Source organism: Aedoeadaptatus urinae, assembly GCF_900155585.1.
GTDB classification, from domain to species: domain Bacteria; phylum Bacillota; class Clostridia; order Tissierellales; family Peptoniphilaceae; genus Aedoeadaptatus; species Aedoeadaptatus urinae.
In genome coordinates, this window is sequence record NZ_LT707418.1 from 168655 (window position 1) to 185366 (window position 16712).

The following is a 16712-nucleotide window of genomic DNA, read 5'->3' on the forward strand; positions in this document are numbered from 1 at the left end:
CTAAAGGGCAAAACGGAATAGGATATAGACCATGGGAATGATTAATAGCATGCTGTCGAAACGGTCCATAAATCCGCCGTGACCGGGAAGGAAATTTCCGAAGTCTTTAATGCCCGTCGTTCGTTTAATTTTTGATGCAAATAAATCGCCGAGCTGTGCCGTCACCGAGGCGAGGCCGATAAAAAGCCCGTGAACAAAGTAAATTTCGATATGAAAGATAAGACAATAGATCAATCCGCAAATCAACGTGCCGATAATTCCGCCTAAAGCGCCCTCAATGGTCTTATTCGGACTAATGGAGGGGCATAGCTTGTGTTTCCCGAAGGCCATGCCCGTTAAATAGGCAAAGGTGTCCGTCGCAATGGATATAACGAAGACCAGATACAGATAGCGGGTCTTGTTCAGCGACATAATGGGAAACAAAAATGTAGGCACATAGATGAGTATTAAAACGGAAATGCCCATGTCCTCGACGGTAAATTGATCGTCTTTCAAAAAATAAAGAATTAAGAAAAATAAAGGAATGGTGAATGCGACAAACCACGGCCAGCCGAATTCGTAGACCACAAAGTGAAATGCACAGGCGAGCAAAATATAATGCTCGGGAATGTGATTGCCCTTGTGCTTAAAGGCGGCAATCAGCTCTCGAGACAGCTCCAGAGAGAATAAGAGCACGGCAATCTGCAGCATCCTTCCGCCGAAATATAAAATCGTGACTAAAAGCGCAATAAGAACCAGGGCCGTTATCGTACGTTTTGATAGATTACTCAATTATACGCCTCCAAATCGCCTGTTTCTAAATTGGTAATCGTCGATCGCTTTTTTTAAGGTTTCTTCGGTAAAATCTGGCCACAAAATATCCGAGAACCAAAATTCCGCATAGGCCAGCTGCCAGAGCATAAAATTACTTACCCTTAGCTCGCCGCTGGGACGGATTAAAAGATCCAAGGGCGGCTGATTTTTCGTGTAGAGCTCTTTTTCGAAAGCCTCTTTGTCGATGGCATCCGCGGTGATTTCTTTCGCTTCCACCTTTTGCGCCAAAGCCTTTGCCGCACGAAGGATCTCGTCTTGTCCGCCATAGTTTAAGCCGATGTTTAATACGAGGTCTCTATTGGGTTCCGTTCGCTTCACGGCATTTGTTACCATCTCTCTCGTCTTGTCTCCCAAAGCCGATACGTCGCCCATAATATTCAGCTTCACGCCGTTTTCATATAATTCATCCAGATATTGCTCGATAAATGAACGCAATAAAAACATCAAATTGGAGACTTCCTGTTCGGGACGCTTCCAATTTTCCGTGGAAAAGGCATATAGAGAGAGGTAGGGAATATTTAATTTGTAGCAGGCCTTGACGATTTCTATAACCCGTTTCACGCCTTCCTTATGTCCGTAGGTCCGAGGCAAGTTTCGTTTTTTTGCCCAACGGCCGTTTCCGTCCATAATAATGCCGATATGTTTCGGCATTGCTTTTTTTGCAGAATCCATGATTTCTCCTAAAAAGAAAGAACCCCCTAAGGGGCTCTATTCAATTGTATTTAAATTTCAAGTAGTTCGTCTTCCTTTTTCTTGGCTATGGCATCGATATTTTTGATGGCGGCGTCGATCAGCTTTTGAATTTCTTCTTCATAATCTTTCAGATCATCTTCAGAAATTTCCTTGTTCTTTTCCGCTTTTTTAATCGTTTCGATGGCATCGCGACGAACGTTACGAATGGCAATTTTCGATTGCTCCGCATCCTTACCGACGACCTTAATCATATCCCTGCGTCGCTCTTCCGTCAGTTGAGGAATCGCCAGACGAATTAATTTTCCGTCGTTGGAAGGATTTAAACCCAAATCGGATTTTAGAATCTCTTTTTCAATGGCCGGAATCAAGGATGCGTCCCAAGGTTGAATGGTTAACAAGCGCGCTTCCGGTGCTGTAATGCCAGCGACTTGGTTTAAGGGCGTTTGTTGGCCGTAAGCTTCTACGGTAATTCGGTCTAAAAGAGAGGGATTGGCGCGACCGGCACGAATCGATGCCAACTCTTCCTTTAAGCGATCGGCAGTCTTTTGCGTTTTGGTTTGAACTTCTTTTTTGATTTCGCTAAAATCCATACAAAATCCTCCTTATTCCACACGGGTTCCCAGCTCCTTGCCCATGGCCGCATCGTAAAGATTGTTCGATTCGTCGATGCCGAAGACAAGTAAGGGAATTTCATTTTCCATGCATAGAGAAGTGGCTGTCGAGTCCATAATTTTTAAATTCTTACTTAAGATATCGAAATAAGTCAAGTTGTCAAATTTTACAGCGTCTTCATAGACATTGGGGTCGGAGTCGTAAATACCGTCCACGCCTTTTTTCGCCAGCAAAATGACTTCCGCGTCGATTTCAGCTGCACGGAGGGCCGCTGTGGTGTCCGTGGAGAAATAGGGATTGCCGATGCCGCCCGAGAAGATAACCACACGTCCTTTTTCAAGGTGGCGAATGGCGCGGCGACGAATGTAGGGCTCGGCCACCTGTTTCATTTCGATGGCCGTCATGACCCGCGTGACCACGTCCATTTGCTCCAGAGCATCTTGGAGGGCCAGGGCATTCATTACCGTTCCCAGCATCCCCATGTAGTCGGATGTGGCACGATCCATTTCCTTGCTGTCGCGGCCACGCCAAAAGTTGCCGCCGCCAACGACGATACACGTTTCCACACCGGCTTCGGAAATACGCTTAATTTCAGAAGCGAAAAGCCGGACGACGGAAGAATCGATGCCGATTCCTTTTTCACCCGCCATGGCTTCCCCGCTGAGCTTTAAGACGATTCGCTTATATTTAGGTTCCATGGTCGCGGTCCGATTATTGCATTTGTTTTGCAACTTCTTCGGCGAAGTCTTCGTTGCGCTTTTCTAAACCTTCACCGACTTCATAGCGGCAGAAACGACGAATGCTGATCTTTTCACCGATCTTTGCGATGAGTTCGGTTAACAGATCGTTGACGCTCTTGTCGCCGTCTTTAATAAAGGGTTGATCCAATAAGACGATTTCTTTGTAGAATTTTTCCAAACGGCCTTCGACCATTTTTTCTACGATCTTTTCGGGTTTGCCTTCGTTTAACGCTTGTTCCTTTAATACGGAACGTTCGTGATCCAATTCTTCTTCGGGCACTTCTTCGCGGGTAACGTATTTCGGATTGGTCGCTGCTACTTGCATCGCCATGTCGCGAACGAATTCTTTGAAGTCTTCGTTTTTAGCGACGAAGTCGGTTTCGGAGTTGACTTCGATCAGAACGCCGATGCGATTGTTGTGGATGTAGCTTTCAACGATCCCTTCAGCGGCAATACGGCTGCTCTTCTTAGCAACCTTGCTTAATCCTTGTTCTCTGAGAATGTCGGCCGCGCGATCGATGTCACCTTCGGATTCTTTTAAGGCCTTCTTGCAGTCCATCATGCCTGCGCCGGATTTGTCTCTCAGTTCTTTGACCATTTTTGCAGTAATTTCCATTTTACAGTCCCCTTTCAATCGTGAATCACATTTTCAAAAAAATAAGAGTTCCATTGGCTTAGAACTCTTATAATCTACCTTATTCTTGTTCTTTTGTATCAGCCGCACTGTCCATGTTTTGATTTTCAGTTTCTTCGGTTGCTTCAGCTTCTTCGGAAGCTTCCGTCGCTTCAGCTTCTTCTTCAGCGTGGTCTTGTGCCCCTTGTTTCCCTTCGAGAACGGCATTAGCCATGGTTTCCGTAATCAACTTAACGGCACGGATGGCGTCGTCGTTACCGGGAATGGGGTAATCCAGCTCATCGGGATCGCAGTTGGTATCGAGAATACCAACGATGGGAATACCGAGCTTTTGAGCTTCTTTAACGGCGATATTTTCCTTCTTCGGATCGACGACATACATAACATCGGGCAGACCGTTCATGTCTTTAATGCCGCCTAAGAACTTTTCAAGACGTTCTCTTTCGTGACGAAGGCCGATCACTTCCTTCTTGGGAAGAACGTCGAAGCGACCGTCTGTTTCCATTTCTTCTAAATCCTTCAGACGACCGATTCTTTTCTTTATGGTTTGATAGTTGGTAAGAAGACCACCTAACCAACGTTGGTTGATGTAGAATTCTCCGCAACGCTTTGCTTCTTTTTCAATGGCATCTTGTGCTTGTTTTTTCGTACCGACAAACAATACTTGTCCGCCGTTTTGTACGGTTTCGCGAACGAAGTCATAGGCGTCTTCGATTTTACCGACGGTTTTTTGTAAGTCGATGATGTAAATGCCGTTACGTTCGGTGAAGATGTATTTCTTCATCTTCGGGTTCCATCTTCTGGTTTGGTGACCAAAGTGTACGCCGGCTTCAAGCAGGCTCTTCATAGATACTACAGACATAATTCCTCCAATTGTTTTTTCCTCCACAGTTCGTATGGACAGAACGACCCATAGGCAACGGCTCTGTTCCGAAACTGTGTGCGTATTTGTACCGATATATTATAACATGGGCCAAAGGGGCATGCAAGAATCCTTTCTCATTTTTCATGACGAACTTATGATATACTTTTTCTGTAAAAGGAGGAATTATGAATTTTAATCAACGCTTACAGGCTTATGCTGAATTATTAATAAAGACCGGTGTTTCTTTAAAGGACGGACAGGATTTAGTGATCCGCAGTCCTCTGGAAGGAAGGGATCTCGTCGTCGCCTGCGCCCGCGTCGCCTATGAGGTCGGCGCCGCAGACGTTCACGTCATGTGGTCCGACGACGATCTGACTCTCTTAAAATACCAATGTGCGCCTGATGAGGTTTTAAATACGGTTCCCGATTTCGAAAAGGAAAAATTTCGCCACTATTTAGAGCGTGGCGCCGCCTTCTTATCCTTCACCGGATCGGATCCCGACCTTCTCAAGCAAATCGATCCGAAGAAGCTGCAAAAGGCTTCCGGAAGTCGGAGCAAGGCCCTGCGCTTTTACTCCGAAGCCATGATGCGGGACGAAAACCCCTGGACCGTCGCCGGCATCGCCACTCACGCTTGGGCCATGAAGGTCTATCCGGATTTAGAAGCCGATGAATCCGTGAAAAAACTATGGGACGCCATTTTCGACATGTCCCGCGTGTCTGAAAATACCATCGCCGATTGGAAAAAGCACATGGAGACCGTGGACGGACGCGCTAAAAAGCTTACCGAAGCATCCTACGCCTCTCTGCACTACACGAACGGCTTGGGAACGGATTTGACAATCGCCTTGCCCGAAGGCCATATTTGGGCCGGAGGCGGCTCTCATTTGCCGGACGGCCGTTATTTCGTGGCGAACATTCCCACGGAAGAGGTCTTTACCATGCCCCACCGCAAGGGCGTCGACGGCATCGTCTATGCCTCCATGCCTCTCGCCTATAACGGAAACGTCATCGACGGCTTTTGGCTTCGCTTTAAAGAGGGGAAGGTCGTGGACTTCGATGCAAAACAAGGCAAGGACGTTCTCGCCCATTTGTTGGAGACCGACGATGGCGCCAAGCACTTAGGCGAGGTGGCTCTCGTCCCAGACGATTCGCCTATTTCCAATCGTAATCAATTATTTTACAACACCTTGTACGACGAAAACGCCTCTTGCCACTTGGCTTTGGGAAAGGCCTACCCCACCTGTTTAAAAGACAGCGGCGATTTAAGTAAAGAGGAACTGTTGGAACGTGGGGCCAACGACAGCTTGACCCACGTCGATTTCATGGTCGGTACGCCGGATCTTTCCATTACGGCAACGACGATCGACGGAAAAGAGGTTCCCATCTTCGTCGACGGAAATTGGGCAAAATAAAAGGACACCCGAGGGTGTCCGCAAAAAAAGCTTCCGATTTTTCGGAAGCTTTTTTCTTATACTTCTTCAGAAGTTGCGATAACTTCTTTGCCATCGTAGTAGCCGCAGCTCGGGCAAATACGGTGGGGTAACTTCGCTTCGTGGCAATTGGGGCACTCAGCGACAGTCGTTTTATTCAGACGATAAGAAGATGCACGTCTTTTGTTTTTACGTTGTTTCGAAGTTTTACTCTTAGGTACTGCCATGTCTACACCTCCCTATCTTCATGCTTTTTCATCGAATAAATTTTTTAAGGATTCAAAGGGGCTTACGCCTTCCGACTCACAATGATGGTCGGGATGTTCATTTAAATCCTCACCACAGACCGGGCAAAGTCCCCTGCAAGCTTCGTTGCACAAAACCTTGTTCGGTACAGATGTTATCACTTGCGAGAATACCAATTCCGCCAATGGGAATTCATCCAGTGTTTCCACGAGAAGGACGTTTCCGTCGTCATCTTCGCTGTCGTCGGTAGTTACGACGATATGAGATTCGCTTTCTACGGTTTCTTCAACCGGCTTTAAGCAGCGATCACAACAGCTTTCGAACGAATAACCCACGCGAACGTCGACTTCCAAATCGCCGTCGACTTTATAAATATCCATGTCGTAGTCAATGGGATCGATTAAGCCCATGCCGGAAACGTCCAGTGGACTTTCCTCTTTCATTAATTGACCCTCGACGTGCTTGTGGATCTCACTTCCCTGTAAAAAATCAGAAAATTCTCTACGCAAAGGTATCACCTCTAAAACTGCTGCAAGCTATTATATGACAACTATTCAGCTCCTGTCAAGGATTTTAAACGAGTTTAGCCGTTTCCATAGCGATCTTTAATTCTTCGTTGGTAGGAATGACCAAAACGGGAATGGAAGAATCGTCGGTGCTTACTACCGCTTCTTTTCCGCGCATATTGTTTTTGTCGCTGTCGATCTTTACGCCTAAGGAAGTTAAGCCGCCTACGACACGTTCTCGCGTCGTAATGGAGTTTTCACCGACACCGGCGGTAAAGATAATACCGTCGCAGTGATCCATTTCGGTTAAATAAGCGCCGATATATTTACGAACGCGATTTTCGAAAATATCTAAAGCCAATTGAGCGCGACCATTGCCTTTTTCAGCTGCTTCTTCCAAGTCTCTGAAGTCGCTGGAAACGCCGCTGATTCCCAAGACGCCGCTCTTCTTGTTCATGACATTGGACATTTCTTCAGTGCTGAGGTTTTCTTTGTCCATGATAAAGGGAACGATGGCGGGGTCCATGTCGCCGGTACGAGTACCCATGGCCAAGCCTTCGAGCGGCGTAAAGCCCATGGTGGTGTCGTAGCATTTTCCGCCGATGACGGCGCTGATGCTGGAGCCGTTACCTAAGTGGCAGGTAATTAAATTCACTTCGTCAAGCTTCTTGCCCAGCATGTCGGCAGCACGTTCCGTAATATATTGGTGGCTGGTGCCGTGGAAGCCGTAGCGACGAACCTTGTATTTTTCGTAGTATTCATAAGGCAGGGCATAAATGTAGTTCAATGCAGGAATGCTTTGATGGAAAGCCGTGTCGAAGACAGCGACCATGGGGACGTCGCCCATAATTTCTTTGCATGCTTCGATGCCGATAATGTTCGGCGGGTTGTGCAAGGGTGCGATTTCCACATTGTCGTTAATGGCTTTCATGACCTTTTCGTCGATGATGACCGATTGAGCGAAGGCTTCGCCGCCGTGGACGACGCGGTGGCCGACGGCATCGATTTCGTCCAAGCTCTTTACCGCACCGTACTCCGGATGTTGTAAAGAATCCAAGACGATTTTAAGGGCAGCTTTGTGATCGGCGAGTTTTTCTTCGATGACGATTTCATCCTTGCCGGCTGCTTCGTATTTTACGCGACCGCCTTCAATGCCGATACGTTCTGCCAAGCCCTTGGCAAGAACCTTCTTTTCTTCCATATCGATTAACTGGTACTTCAAAGAAGAACTTCCGCAGTTAATGACTAAAATGTTCATGTATTTCCTCCTTGTGCATTTTCATTTTGACCGTAGTTATTATATCATATAACTGTTCCCTATCGAAGAAAAGAGCAGAAAAGGATAAAATCATGCCCTACGCCCTGATTGTGGCCGAGACCAATCCACTCCATTACGGCCATACCTACTTAATTCAATGTGTCAAAGACCGAGGCTATTCGGTGATCGTCTTGATGAGCGGCTCCTTTACTCAAAGGGGCCTCCCCGTCGTCACCGATAAGTTTACCCGTGCGAGGGATTTAATCGCAGAGGGCGTCGATGTGGTCATTACCCACCCGGTGCAGTCGGCCACATCGGCGGGTGAGCTCTTTTCCTACGGCGCCATGAGTGCGGCCACGCGCCTTCCCTCCATCGATGCCGTCTTCTGCGGCACGGAATTCGGAGACGAGGAAGTGTTTCGCGCCATGTTCGATTACGAACGGACGGAGACATTTAAAACTCAATTAAAAGAAGCAATGACATGCGGCGCCTCTTACGCCGCCGCTTATAAAAAAGCTTTTGCGGAAAAAGATCCTCAATGGGAAATGCTCTTTCAGTCCAACGCCCTTTTGGCTTACGGCTATTATAAAAGCTTGAGAAAACTCTCTTCCGCCATTTCTTTGAAGATGGTCCCAAGAAAAAAATCGACATCCGTCCTTTCCGCCTCAGTCCTTCGCGCCATGAACGAGGAAAATGCAGCAGACGTTAAGGGCTATTGCGCCGGAACCGCTCCCGCCTATCGTGAGTCGGAGCTTTGCGCCAAGCTTTTTCAAATCTATCGCAGTGGTCTCTTAACTTCCGAGCTCGACCTCGCGTCATACGACGGCTACGAGATCGGCATCGATCAGCGTATTCGCAAGCTGCTTCGGAGCACCTCGGACCATAAAGCTTTTCTTGAGCAGGCAAGCACGAAGCGCTATTCCCGGTGGCGCATCGCCAGACTCTTGCTTCATCATTTGTTGGCCATGGACCGAGAAAGCGTCCGGGCCTCCATCGAAAGCCAAAAAGCCTATCAGGTGTTGGCATTTTCGGAAAAAGGCACCGACTTCTTGCGCTTGGCAAAATCCTCTTCCGCTTCCCTTCTTACGAATTACAAGCAAATAAATAAAGCTTCAGCGGATCAACAGCGGATTCTTTCTTTCGAGGAGCGGGCCACCGACCTGTGGAGCGTTCTGACGGGAACAGAGATGGGTCGGGATCACATTGGAATTTAAGCAAAGAAAAAACGGCACGAGGCCGTTTTTTTTAAAGCTCTTTTCTGTTTTCATTAATGGTCTTGATCATCTCGGACAAGTGAACTTGGGTGCTTTCAAGCATATTGTCCACGTAGTCGCGAGCCGAGAGGCGAATTTGATCCGATTCAAGCTCGGCGCGGTTCATGATTTCTCTGGCTTGTTCTTGGGCGGCGAGGGTGATTTCGTCTTCGTTGACCAGCTTTTGTGCTTCCACATGAGCCGCTTGAACGATTTGCTTCGCCTGCATATTGGCTTCGTCAAAAATTTCGTCCTTGCGATCGCGAATGCTTTGAGCTTCTGCTAAATCTTGAGGAAATTGCGATTCGATTTGGTTCAAAAGTTCGTTGACCTCGTCCTTATCGACCATCACTTTTCCCGTCAAAGGAATGGTGGAGCTAACTTCCAATAAATCTTTTAAATCTTCGATGTAACGCATAACTTCCATAAGTTACCTTCCTCTCATTTTCTCCTTCATTGCATCCCCGACTACATCGGGTACAAACAGCGACGTATCTCCATTAAACAAAGCGACCTCTCTGGCGAGAGAAGAACTGATAAACAAATGCTCCTGAGTCGTCAATAAAAATACCGTCTCCAAATTGGTTCCGTAATTTTTATTGGCCATGGCCACCGTGTATTCGCTTTCGAAATCGTGATTGGACCGAAGACCGCGAACGACAACGTCGACATTTTTTTCCTTGGCATAATCGACGAGTAAACCTTCAAAGTGATCCGTCTCAATGCCTTGTTCCCCTTTCAGGGTTTCTCTTAACAGGTGGAGCCGTTCCTCTACCGTAAAAAAACCGGGCTTGCTTTTATTGTTCAGCACGGCGACGATGACTTCGCCGAAAATAGCCTTCGCTCGATGAATAATGTCCAAGTGGCCATAGGTTACGGGATCGAAGCTACCGGCATAAATGACTTTCAAATTCTAATCACAACTTTCATAAATCCAAATGATCTTCTTACCATAGAGCTTTTGCCGCACCAATGTCAAGTGCTTGTAGTCGGAAAAATCGTAGTCCCTCGGTGCCTCAAACACCATGCGACCGCCCTGTGCCAATAAGTGATCGGCTTCGACGATGGACGCCGTGCGATCGTAATATTCTCGATTGACGTAAGGCGGATCGACATATATGTAGTCGAACGTCACATTTTCCTTTCGAGCGAGTACCAAGCACTCCTCGAAAGATCCATCCACGACCTTACTCTTCTCATTATACCCTGTTTTGCTGATATTTTCACGAGTAATTCGAAGACTTTCCCTATGATTATCGCAAAACCAGGCGAAGTCGGAACCTCGACTTAAAAACTCGATGCCCATATGGCCGGTGCCGGAGAATAGATCCAATACTTTGGTCCCGCTAAAGGGGCCGTAGAGAAGATTAAAAACATTTTCTTTAATGCGATCCTCCGTCGGACGAATGCGATCGCCTTTCGGCGTTGTGAGTCGCTGCCCCTTCTTCTCTCCCGCTATAACACGCATAGTCACTTCCCTTCAGATATTAGCATATTCCCTTTTCCACGCCAATTAAATCCCCAGCGTCCGCGTCTCATATTCCTCCACGGCACGCAAGAGCTCCGGCTCTTCTCTTTCGTTTAAATGCCCGCCCTGCAAAATAGCATCGGCTTCCACCTTTGCATAGCGCATAATGTCCATGTTTTCAAATAGATCCCCGACTCGGAAGCTGACTGCTCCCGATTGTCGGGTGCCGAAAAAGTCCCCGCCGCCGCGAAGCTTCATGTCTTCTTCCGCGATATAAAAACCGTCGTTTGATTTTTCCATTATGGCCAAACGCTGCCGCGACTTCAGATTTTTGTTGTCGCTGTGCAAAATACAATAGGCCCTTTGATCTCCACGCCCGACGCGTCCGCGGAGCTGATGCAGGGTGGCAAGACCGAATCGATCGGCGTCGTAAACGAAGAGGAGATTGGCATTGACCACATTGACGCCCACTTCGATGACGGTGGTGGAGATTAAAATCTGCACGTCGTTTTTCTGAAAGGCGTCCATGATTTTATTTTTCTCTTCTGCGGAAAGCTGGCCGTGAATCAGGGCCACGGAATAATCTTTAAAGCGATCCTTGGAAAAATAGTCATAAACCGTTTCCGCCGCATGAAGAGGAAAATCCGGATTTTCTTCGATAAGTGGGCAGACGACGTAAATCTGCTGCCCGCTTTTCAAAAATGATTCCATAAAGTCATAGCTGTTCTTTAGGCCCGCTTCGTCGACCACCGTCGTCTCCACGGCCTTACGCCCCTTGGGCATGGTTCGAATCGACGATATTTTTGTATTGCCGTACATAACGATGCCCAGACTTCTTGGAATAGGCGTCGCCGTCATAATCAGCCGATCGCTTTTCGTTTGCTTCTCTTGCAAGGCTTCCCTCTGCATGACGCCGAAGCGATGCTGCTCGTCGGTAATGGTAAGTCCGATGCGGTCGCTTTTTAAGTCTTCGTTAAACAAAGCATGGGTTCCGATTATAATATCGCAAATACCGCTTTCGAAATTGTCGCGTATAGTCTTTTTCTTGCTTTCCTTCGTGCTGCCGGTCAACAGCTCCACACGCACGCCGTGGGGCATAAACAGATCGAAGGCCTCCTCGTAATGTTGCTTGGCGAGAATTTCCGTCGGCGCCATAAAGAGGGCCTGATGCCCCGACGCCACGCAGGTGGCCATGGCGAGAAAGGCGATAACGGTCTTGCCGCTGCCCACATCCCCTTGGACCAGACGCTCCATGCGCACCTCCGATGCCATATCACGCTGAATGTCCTTCCACGCCTGCTCCTGCCCTTCCGTCAATTGAAAGTGCAATTCCGACAAAACTTCTTCCGCCAGATGAATCTTCTTCATGGAAAAGCCGACTTCACTTCTGTTGTGATGGAAGCGACCCAGTGCCAGTTGAAAGCAGAGAAACTCTGAAAATATTAAAGATTGTAGGGCGTTCTTCCCTTCCTCTAAATCCTTCGGCGCGTGGAGCTTGGCCAGGGCCTCCTTCTCGGGTAAAAGACCGTAGCGGGAACGCAAATAGGCCGGCACCACAGAGGGCATGTCCACTTGCAAAAGGGCCTCGCGAATATATTTCGCCATGGCTTTTTGCCCGATGCCGCTGACGAGAGGATAGATCGGCGTAATGGCCAAAGCTTCCTTTCGTTTCGATTCGTCAAAAATTTTCGGCGTGGAAAAATCCAGACGATTTCTGAAAAACTTCGGCTTGCCGAAAATATAGTAATCCTTCCCCACGATCAGACTCTTGTCCAAAAAAGGCATGTTAAAAAAGGTCATGGTTGCCTCGCGCGTCCCGTCTGAAATGCCATAGCTCTGCATGGTCAATCCTTTTTTTAAAAAGCGCCGGGGCTTTTTTTCTACGAGGCGAACGGCATAGGTAGCAGGCTTTTCAAAATCGGGTTGAGAAAAGTCTCTAAGCTCGCTGCCGTCGTCGTAGCGATAAGGCAAGGTGTATAAAAGATCTTCCACCGTTTCGATGGACGCTTTATTTAATTTTTCGGCGACTTTTTTGCCGATTCCCCTGATCTGTAAAATACTGGAATGCCGGTCCATAAAACCTCCAATGAAAAAGCAGGCCTTCGCCTGCTTATCACTCGACTGAAATTAAATAATAATAAATGGGCTGCTCACCGCGCATGATTTCAACATCCATATCGGGGAAAGCCGTTTCCAATTTTTCTTCCAGGTCTTCGGCCTCGTCGACGCTGACATCTTCTCCGGCGTAGAGAGAGATAAAGCTTGAATCCTCGTCCACCATTTTTTTGATCATCTCGATGGTGGTTTCGTTAATGGATTGGCCTTTCGCAAGGATTTTCTTGCCGGAAAGGCCGATGTAGTCGCCTTTTTTGATGGCGATGCCGTTCATTTCCGTATCGCGTACCGCATAGGTTACCTGACCGGTGCTTAGGTCGTTGACGGCTTCCATCATGGACTGCACATTCTCTTCCACACCTTTGTCAGGCATAAAGTGGATGCAGGCGTTAATGCCTTCGGGAATAGAGCGCGTCTTTAAGACGATAACGTCTTTATCGGAAATTTCCGCCGCCGCTTCCGCCGCGAGGAAAATATTGCTGTTGTTGGGAAGAACAAAAACGTGTTCAGCGTGCACCCGATCGATGCCGGCGAGAATGTCTTCCGTGCTGGGATTCATCGTTTGTCCGCCGGTGACAAGATAATCTACGCCGACTTCGGTGAAAATATCTTCGATGCCCTTGCCGGCACAGATGGAGACGAAACCGTAGGTCTTCATTTCCGTAGGCTCTGCCGGTGCCTCCTTCGCCTCTTTGACCTCATAGTCGGTAAACAGGCGCTCAGAGTGCTGCAGGCGCATATTGTCGATCTTAATATCCTTTAAGAAGCCGTATTTCAGCGCGCTCTGAATGGCGAGACCGGGGTCGTTGGTGTGAACGTGGACCTTAATCATGCTGTCGTCGCCGACGGCGATTAAGCTGTCCCCTCGGGGAATCAAGTCTTTCTTTAAATCTTCGACGTGATTGGATTCGGTATTGACGATAAATTCCGTGCAGTAGCCGAATTTAATATCGTCGGTAGAAATTTCGCGGCGCTCGGCTTTTTCTTTTGTATGGCCGCTTTCCGCTTCCACATCGCCTAATACGCCTTCGCCCTTTAAGGCCTTTAATGCCCCTTCCATAATAGTGACGAGGCCTTGGCCGCCGGCATCGACGACGCCCGCTTCTTTTAATACGGGGAGAAGATTCGGCGTGTTGGCCAAGGATTCCTTGGCGCGCTCTAAAACCGCTTCGCCGAATAAAATCAAATCGCTGTATTTCTTCGCATGCTTGACGGCGAAATCGGCACTTTCACGTCCTACGGTAAGAATGGTTCCCTCCGTCGGCTTCATGACGGCGAGGTAAGTCATTTCCGATGCACTCTTCATCGCCGCAGCCAATACGGGCACTGTTAACGCCTCATGCCCTTGCAGGCCTTCGGCAAATCCTCTGAACAGTTGGGAAAGAATAACCCCGCTGTTCCCGCGAGCTCCCATCAGGGCGCCGCGGCTCATTTCCGTCGCAAAAGCTGCGAGGTCCTTGGCGTTTGAAGACGCCACTTGTTTCACCGCGCTTTTAATCGTCTTGGACATATTGGTTCCCGTGTCCCCGTCGGGTACGGGAAAGACGTTTAAGTCATTGACGTGCTCTTTATTTATTTCCAAAAAATTCGAAGCACTGATCAGTGCCTCCTTAAATTCTAAAAGTGTTATCTGATCCATAATCCTACCTCTAGTTCATTCGTATTCCTTCGACCAAAACTTCGATTTGATCAACATCTAAGCCGGTTAAAGATTCTACATTGAATTGAACGGCATCGATAATATTTTGTCCCACGGTAGAAATGCGAATGCCGAACTCGATGATGACATGCAATTGAATGTGTACCCGTTCGTTTTCCGTGTGCACTTCAATGCCTCTCGTTAAGTTTTCAAATTTCAATAATTGAAAAATACCGTCCGCCGCATTTTTAGAAGCCATGCCGACGACGCCATAGCTTTCCATGGCGGATATGCCTGCGATGGTGGCGATCACTTGATTATCTATGGTAATATTGCCCTTTTCATTGGGGATCGTTACTTGCATGATTTATCTCCTTTTTTGCGCTACTGGGATTTACGGATATTATATCACATAAGCCTCGGGGAAAAAACCAAAGGCCGATTGCAATTTGTTTTTCTCTGTGGTAAAATAATTCGAGTTGAAAAAATGTCGGAGGAGGTGTAAGTATGGCAAAAAGATGTGAAATCTGCGGAAAAGAAAAAAAATTCGGTAACTCGGTTTCCTTCTCCCACAAAAGAGGAAACAGGTCTTGGTCCCCGAACCTTCAACGCGTACGCGCCGTCGTTAACGGTTCGAAAAAAAGAATTTACGTATGTACGCGTTGCCTGAGATCCGGCAAGGTTGAACGCGCTCTTTAATCATTAGTCGATTCCCAGCGGAGTCGACTTTTTTTTATTGAAAATATCAGGAGGAAAGCATGAAACTATTTATTTCAAGTCGCGTGCCCGATGAAATCATCGATCGCTTAGACGGCATCGACACCAGCTACAACGACAGCAATGTCCCCATGACGAAAGCTGAAATTATCGCAGGCCTTCAGGGAAAAGACGCCCTGATCTGTCCCCTCTCCGACAAAATCGACAAAGAGATCATGGATGCTGCGAAGGACTTAAAGCTCATTTTAAATTACGGTGCCGGCTTCGATAACATCGACATCGCCTACGCCCGCGAAAAGGGCATCGTCGTCTGCAATGCACCGGCCCCCTCTTCTGCCGTCTCCACAGCGGAGCTAACCTTCGCCTTACTCCTCGCCCAAGCGCGCCGATTAGTTCTCGGCGACAAGGATTTGCGTGCCGGCGGTTTTCACGGATGGCGCCCCACTTATTTCCTCGGCCAACAATTAAAGGGAAAGACCCTGGGTATTTTCGGCATGGGAAACATCGGTCGTAATTTGGCGAAACGCGCCCTGGCCTTTGACATGAAGGTCATTTACAACTCGAGAAATCGCAAGGAAGAAATCGAGAAATGCGGCGCCGTCTACGTCTCCTTCGACGAACTCCTTAAAGAATCGGATTTTCTCAGCATTCACTCCGCTTTCGTTCCCGAGCTGAAGCACAAGTTTAACGCCGACGCCTTCAAGGCCATGAAAAAATCCGCCACATTTATTAACGCCGCCCGCGGTCCTTTAATCGACGAGCAGGCCTTGGCCGATGCGTTAAAAGACGGCACCATCGCCGGCGCTGCCTTGGACGTCTATGAATTTGAGCCGAAGGTCACCGAAGACCTTCTGTCTCTGGACAATGTGACTCTCGCTCCCCACCTGGGCAATGCTACCGTGGAAGCACGCCTGGAAATGGGCAATGCCTGCTTAGACAATTTGGAAGATTTTATCGCAGGCAAGAAACCGAGAAACCAAGTAAATTAAGCGCAATAAACATCCCCCGGCGTAGCCGGGGGTTTTCCTTTTTCGGCCCAAAGGGCCTGCATTACTAGCTGCGCCTGAAGGGCGTCGGTGGTCTGCCCGCGCTAACGTTACTCGGCTACCCCTTAAAGGGGTTCGTCGTGTCAAAGGTTAGTTGCTCACTCATTTGATCCTCTTTCAACTGGTTTTGTATATACTCTTGAATCTTTTTAGCGTTTTTTCCCGCTGTATCGACGTAATAGCCTCGGCACCAAAACTGCCTTCCCCTATATTTAAATTTCATGTCTCCCCATCGTTCATAGATCATGATACTGCTCTTCCCTTTTAGAAAGCCCATGAATGAAGATACAGATATTTTGGGTGGGATCTCTAGTAACATATGAACGTGATCCGGACATACTTCCGCCTCGATTATGTTTACGCCTTTCCAGCTACATAACTCGCGTAAAATCGCGCCTATTTCTAAGCGCTTCGATCCATAAAATACTTTTCGCCTATATTTCGGAGCAAACACTACGTGATACTTACAATTCCATTTTGTGTGTGATAAACTATGGGTGTGATTTAGTGATGTCATTATTTCCTCCTGATTGTGATTGGTTGGCAGACCTCTCTCATCATATCACGCTGGAAATAACGGGTAATTATCGCTAAAGCTAAACGGAACCCCCGGTCTAACCGGGGGTTTTCTAATGCAAACAAAAAAAGCCCTTCGGGGCTTTTTTTAATTGGCG

General features: G+C 47.8%; 20 protein-coding genes. 4 read left to right on the top strand and 16 right to left on the bottom strand.

What is annotated here, in order from left to right:
- From BQ7397_RS05960 to rpsB, 6 genes are all read right to left on the bottom strand, one after another.
- On the bottom strand, positions 1-771 hold the full coding sequence (locus tag BQ7397_RS05960) for a phosphatidate cytidylyltransferase (protein WP_077075200.1): 771 nt from the start codon (positions 769-771) through the stop codon (positions 1-3).
- Positions 772-1485: an undecaprenyl pyrophosphate synthase gene (locus BQ7397_RS05965; RefSeq protein WP_077075201.1), complete on the bottom strand. Its 714-nt coding sequence runs from the start codon at positions 1483-1485 to the stop codon at positions 772-774.
- A gap of 50 nt (positions 1486-1535) precedes the next feature.
- Positions 1536-2096: a ribosome recycling factor gene (gene frr / locus BQ7397_RS05970; protein ID WP_077075202.1), complete on the bottom strand. Its 561-nt coding sequence runs from the start codon at positions 2094-2096 to the stop codon at positions 1536-1538.
- Positions 2097-2108: 12 nt separating this feature from the next.
- Positions 2109-2816 carry a UMP kinase gene (gene pyrH, locus BQ7397_RS05975; RefSeq protein ID WP_077075203.1) on the bottom strand — a complete coding sequence of 236 codons (708 nt, stop codon included), beginning with the start codon at positions 2814-2816 and terminating at the stop codon, positions 2109-2111.
- Between the two features lie 13 nt (positions 2817-2829).
- Positions 2830-3474 carry a translation elongation factor Ts gene (gene tsf, locus BQ7397_RS05980; protein WP_077075204.1) on the bottom strand — a complete coding sequence of 215 codons (645 nt, stop codon included), beginning with the start codon at positions 3472-3474 and terminating at the stop codon, positions 2830-2832.
- A 79-nt stretch (positions 3475-3553) separates the two neighbouring features.
- A complete protein-coding gene (gene rpsB, locus BQ7397_RS05985) occupies positions 3554-4354 on the bottom strand; it encodes a 30S ribosomal protein S2 (RefSeq protein ID WP_077075205.1) in 801 nt (266 codons plus the stop codon).
- Between the two features lie 188 nt (positions 4355-4542).
- Between rpsB and BQ7397_RS05990 the strand changes: the two genes are divergently transcribed.
- On the top strand, positions 4543-5772 hold the full coding sequence (locus tag BQ7397_RS05990) for an aminopeptidase (protein ID WP_077075206.1): 1230 nt from the start codon (positions 4543-4545) through the stop codon (positions 5770-5772).
- Positions 5773-5828: 56 nt separating this feature from the next.
- On the opposite strand, the gene rpmF is transcribed toward BQ7397_RS05990, so the two are convergent.
- The 3 genes from rpmF to BQ7397_RS06005 all read right to left on the bottom strand — a co-directional run bounded on the left by rpmF (position 5829) and on the right by BQ7397_RS06005 (position 7800).
- Positions 5829-6017 carry a 50S ribosomal protein L32 gene (gene rpmF / locus BQ7397_RS05995; protein ID WP_077075207.1) on the bottom strand — a complete coding sequence of 63 codons (189 nt, stop codon included), beginning with the start codon at positions 6015-6017 and terminating at the stop codon, positions 5829-5831.
- An 18-nt stretch (positions 6018-6035) separates the two neighbouring features.
- Positions 6036-6479, bottom strand: coding sequence for a YceD family protein (locus tag BQ7397_RS06000; RefSeq protein WP_144019979.1), 444 nt, complete (start codon positions 6477-6479; stop codon positions 6036-6038).
- Positions 6480-6609: 130 nt separating this feature from the next.
- A complete protein-coding gene (locus BQ7397_RS06005; RefSeq protein ID WP_077075209.1) occupies positions 6610-7800 on the bottom strand; it encodes an acetate kinase in 1191 nt (396 codons plus the stop codon).
- A gap of 92 nt (positions 7801-7892) precedes the next feature.
- On the opposite strand from BQ7397_RS06005, the gene BQ7397_RS06010 reads away from it, so the two are divergent.
- Complete coding sequence (locus BQ7397_RS06010; RefSeq protein WP_077075210.1) at positions 7893-9014, top strand: nucleotidyltransferase family protein; 1122 nt, start codon at positions 7893-7895, stop codon at positions 9012-9014.
- Positions 9015-9045: 31 nt separating this feature from the next.
- On the opposite strand, the gene BQ7397_RS06015 is transcribed toward BQ7397_RS06010, so the two are convergent.
- From BQ7397_RS06015 to BQ7397_RS06040, 6 genes are read right to left on the bottom strand one after another with little or no spacing between them, the layout of a single operon-like run.
- Complete coding sequence (locus BQ7397_RS06015) at positions 9046-9480, bottom strand: ATPase (RefSeq protein WP_077075211.1); 435 nt, start codon at positions 9478-9480, stop codon at positions 9046-9048.
- Between the two features lie 3 nt (positions 9481-9483).
- On the bottom strand, positions 9484-9963 hold the full coding sequence (coaD, locus tag BQ7397_RS06020) for a pantetheine-phosphate adenylyltransferase (RefSeq protein WP_077075212.1): 480 nt from the start codon (positions 9961-9963) through the stop codon (positions 9484-9486).
- A gap of 3 nt (positions 9964-9966) precedes the next feature.
- Positions 9967-10521, bottom strand: a complete 555-nt coding sequence (gene rsmD, locus BQ7397_RS06025; RefSeq protein ID WP_077075213.1) for a 16S rRNA (guanine(966)-N(2))-methyltransferase RsmD — start codon at positions 10519-10521, stop codon at positions 9967-9969.
- Positions 10522-10566: 45 nt separating this feature from the next.
- Positions 10567-12597: an ATP-dependent DNA helicase RecG gene (recG, locus tag BQ7397_RS06030; protein WP_077075214.1), complete on the bottom strand. Its 2031-nt coding sequence runs from the start codon at positions 12595-12597 to the stop codon at positions 10567-10569.
- A 37-nt stretch (positions 12598-12634) separates the two neighbouring features.
- On the bottom strand, positions 12635-14275 hold the full coding sequence (locus tag BQ7397_RS06035) for a DAK2 domain-containing protein (protein WP_077075215.1): 1641 nt from the start codon (positions 14273-14275) through the stop codon (positions 12635-12637).
- A 10-nt stretch (positions 14276-14285) separates the two neighbouring features.
- Complete coding sequence (locus BQ7397_RS06040; RefSeq protein WP_077075216.1) at positions 14286-14639, bottom strand: Asp23/Gls24 family envelope stress response protein; 354 nt, start codon at positions 14637-14639, stop codon at positions 14286-14288.
- A gap of 143 nt (positions 14640-14782) precedes the next feature.
- Here BQ7397_RS06040 and rpmB point away from each other — a divergent pair, with 143 nt between their 5' ends.
- Complete coding sequence (rpmB, locus tag BQ7397_RS06045; RefSeq protein WP_077075217.1) at positions 14783-14974, top strand: 50S ribosomal protein L28; 192 nt, start codon at positions 14783-14785, stop codon at positions 14972-14974.
- A gap of 59 nt (positions 14975-15033) precedes the next feature.
- Positions 15034-15981 carry a 2-hydroxyacid dehydrogenase family protein gene (locus tag BQ7397_RS06050; RefSeq protein ID WP_077075218.1) on the top strand — a complete coding sequence of 316 codons (948 nt, stop codon included), beginning with the start codon at positions 15034-15036 and terminating at the stop codon, positions 15979-15981.
- Positions 15982-16096: 115 nt separating this feature from the next.
- Here the strand turns inward: BQ7397_RS06050 and tnpA are convergent, their stop codons facing one another.
- Positions 16097-16555 carry an IS200/IS605 family transposase gene (gene tnpA / locus BQ7397_RS06055; protein ID WP_077075219.1) on the bottom strand — a complete coding sequence of 153 codons (459 nt, stop codon included), beginning with the start codon at positions 16553-16555 and terminating at the stop codon, positions 16097-16099.
- Positions 16556-16712 lie beyond the last annotated feature (157 nt).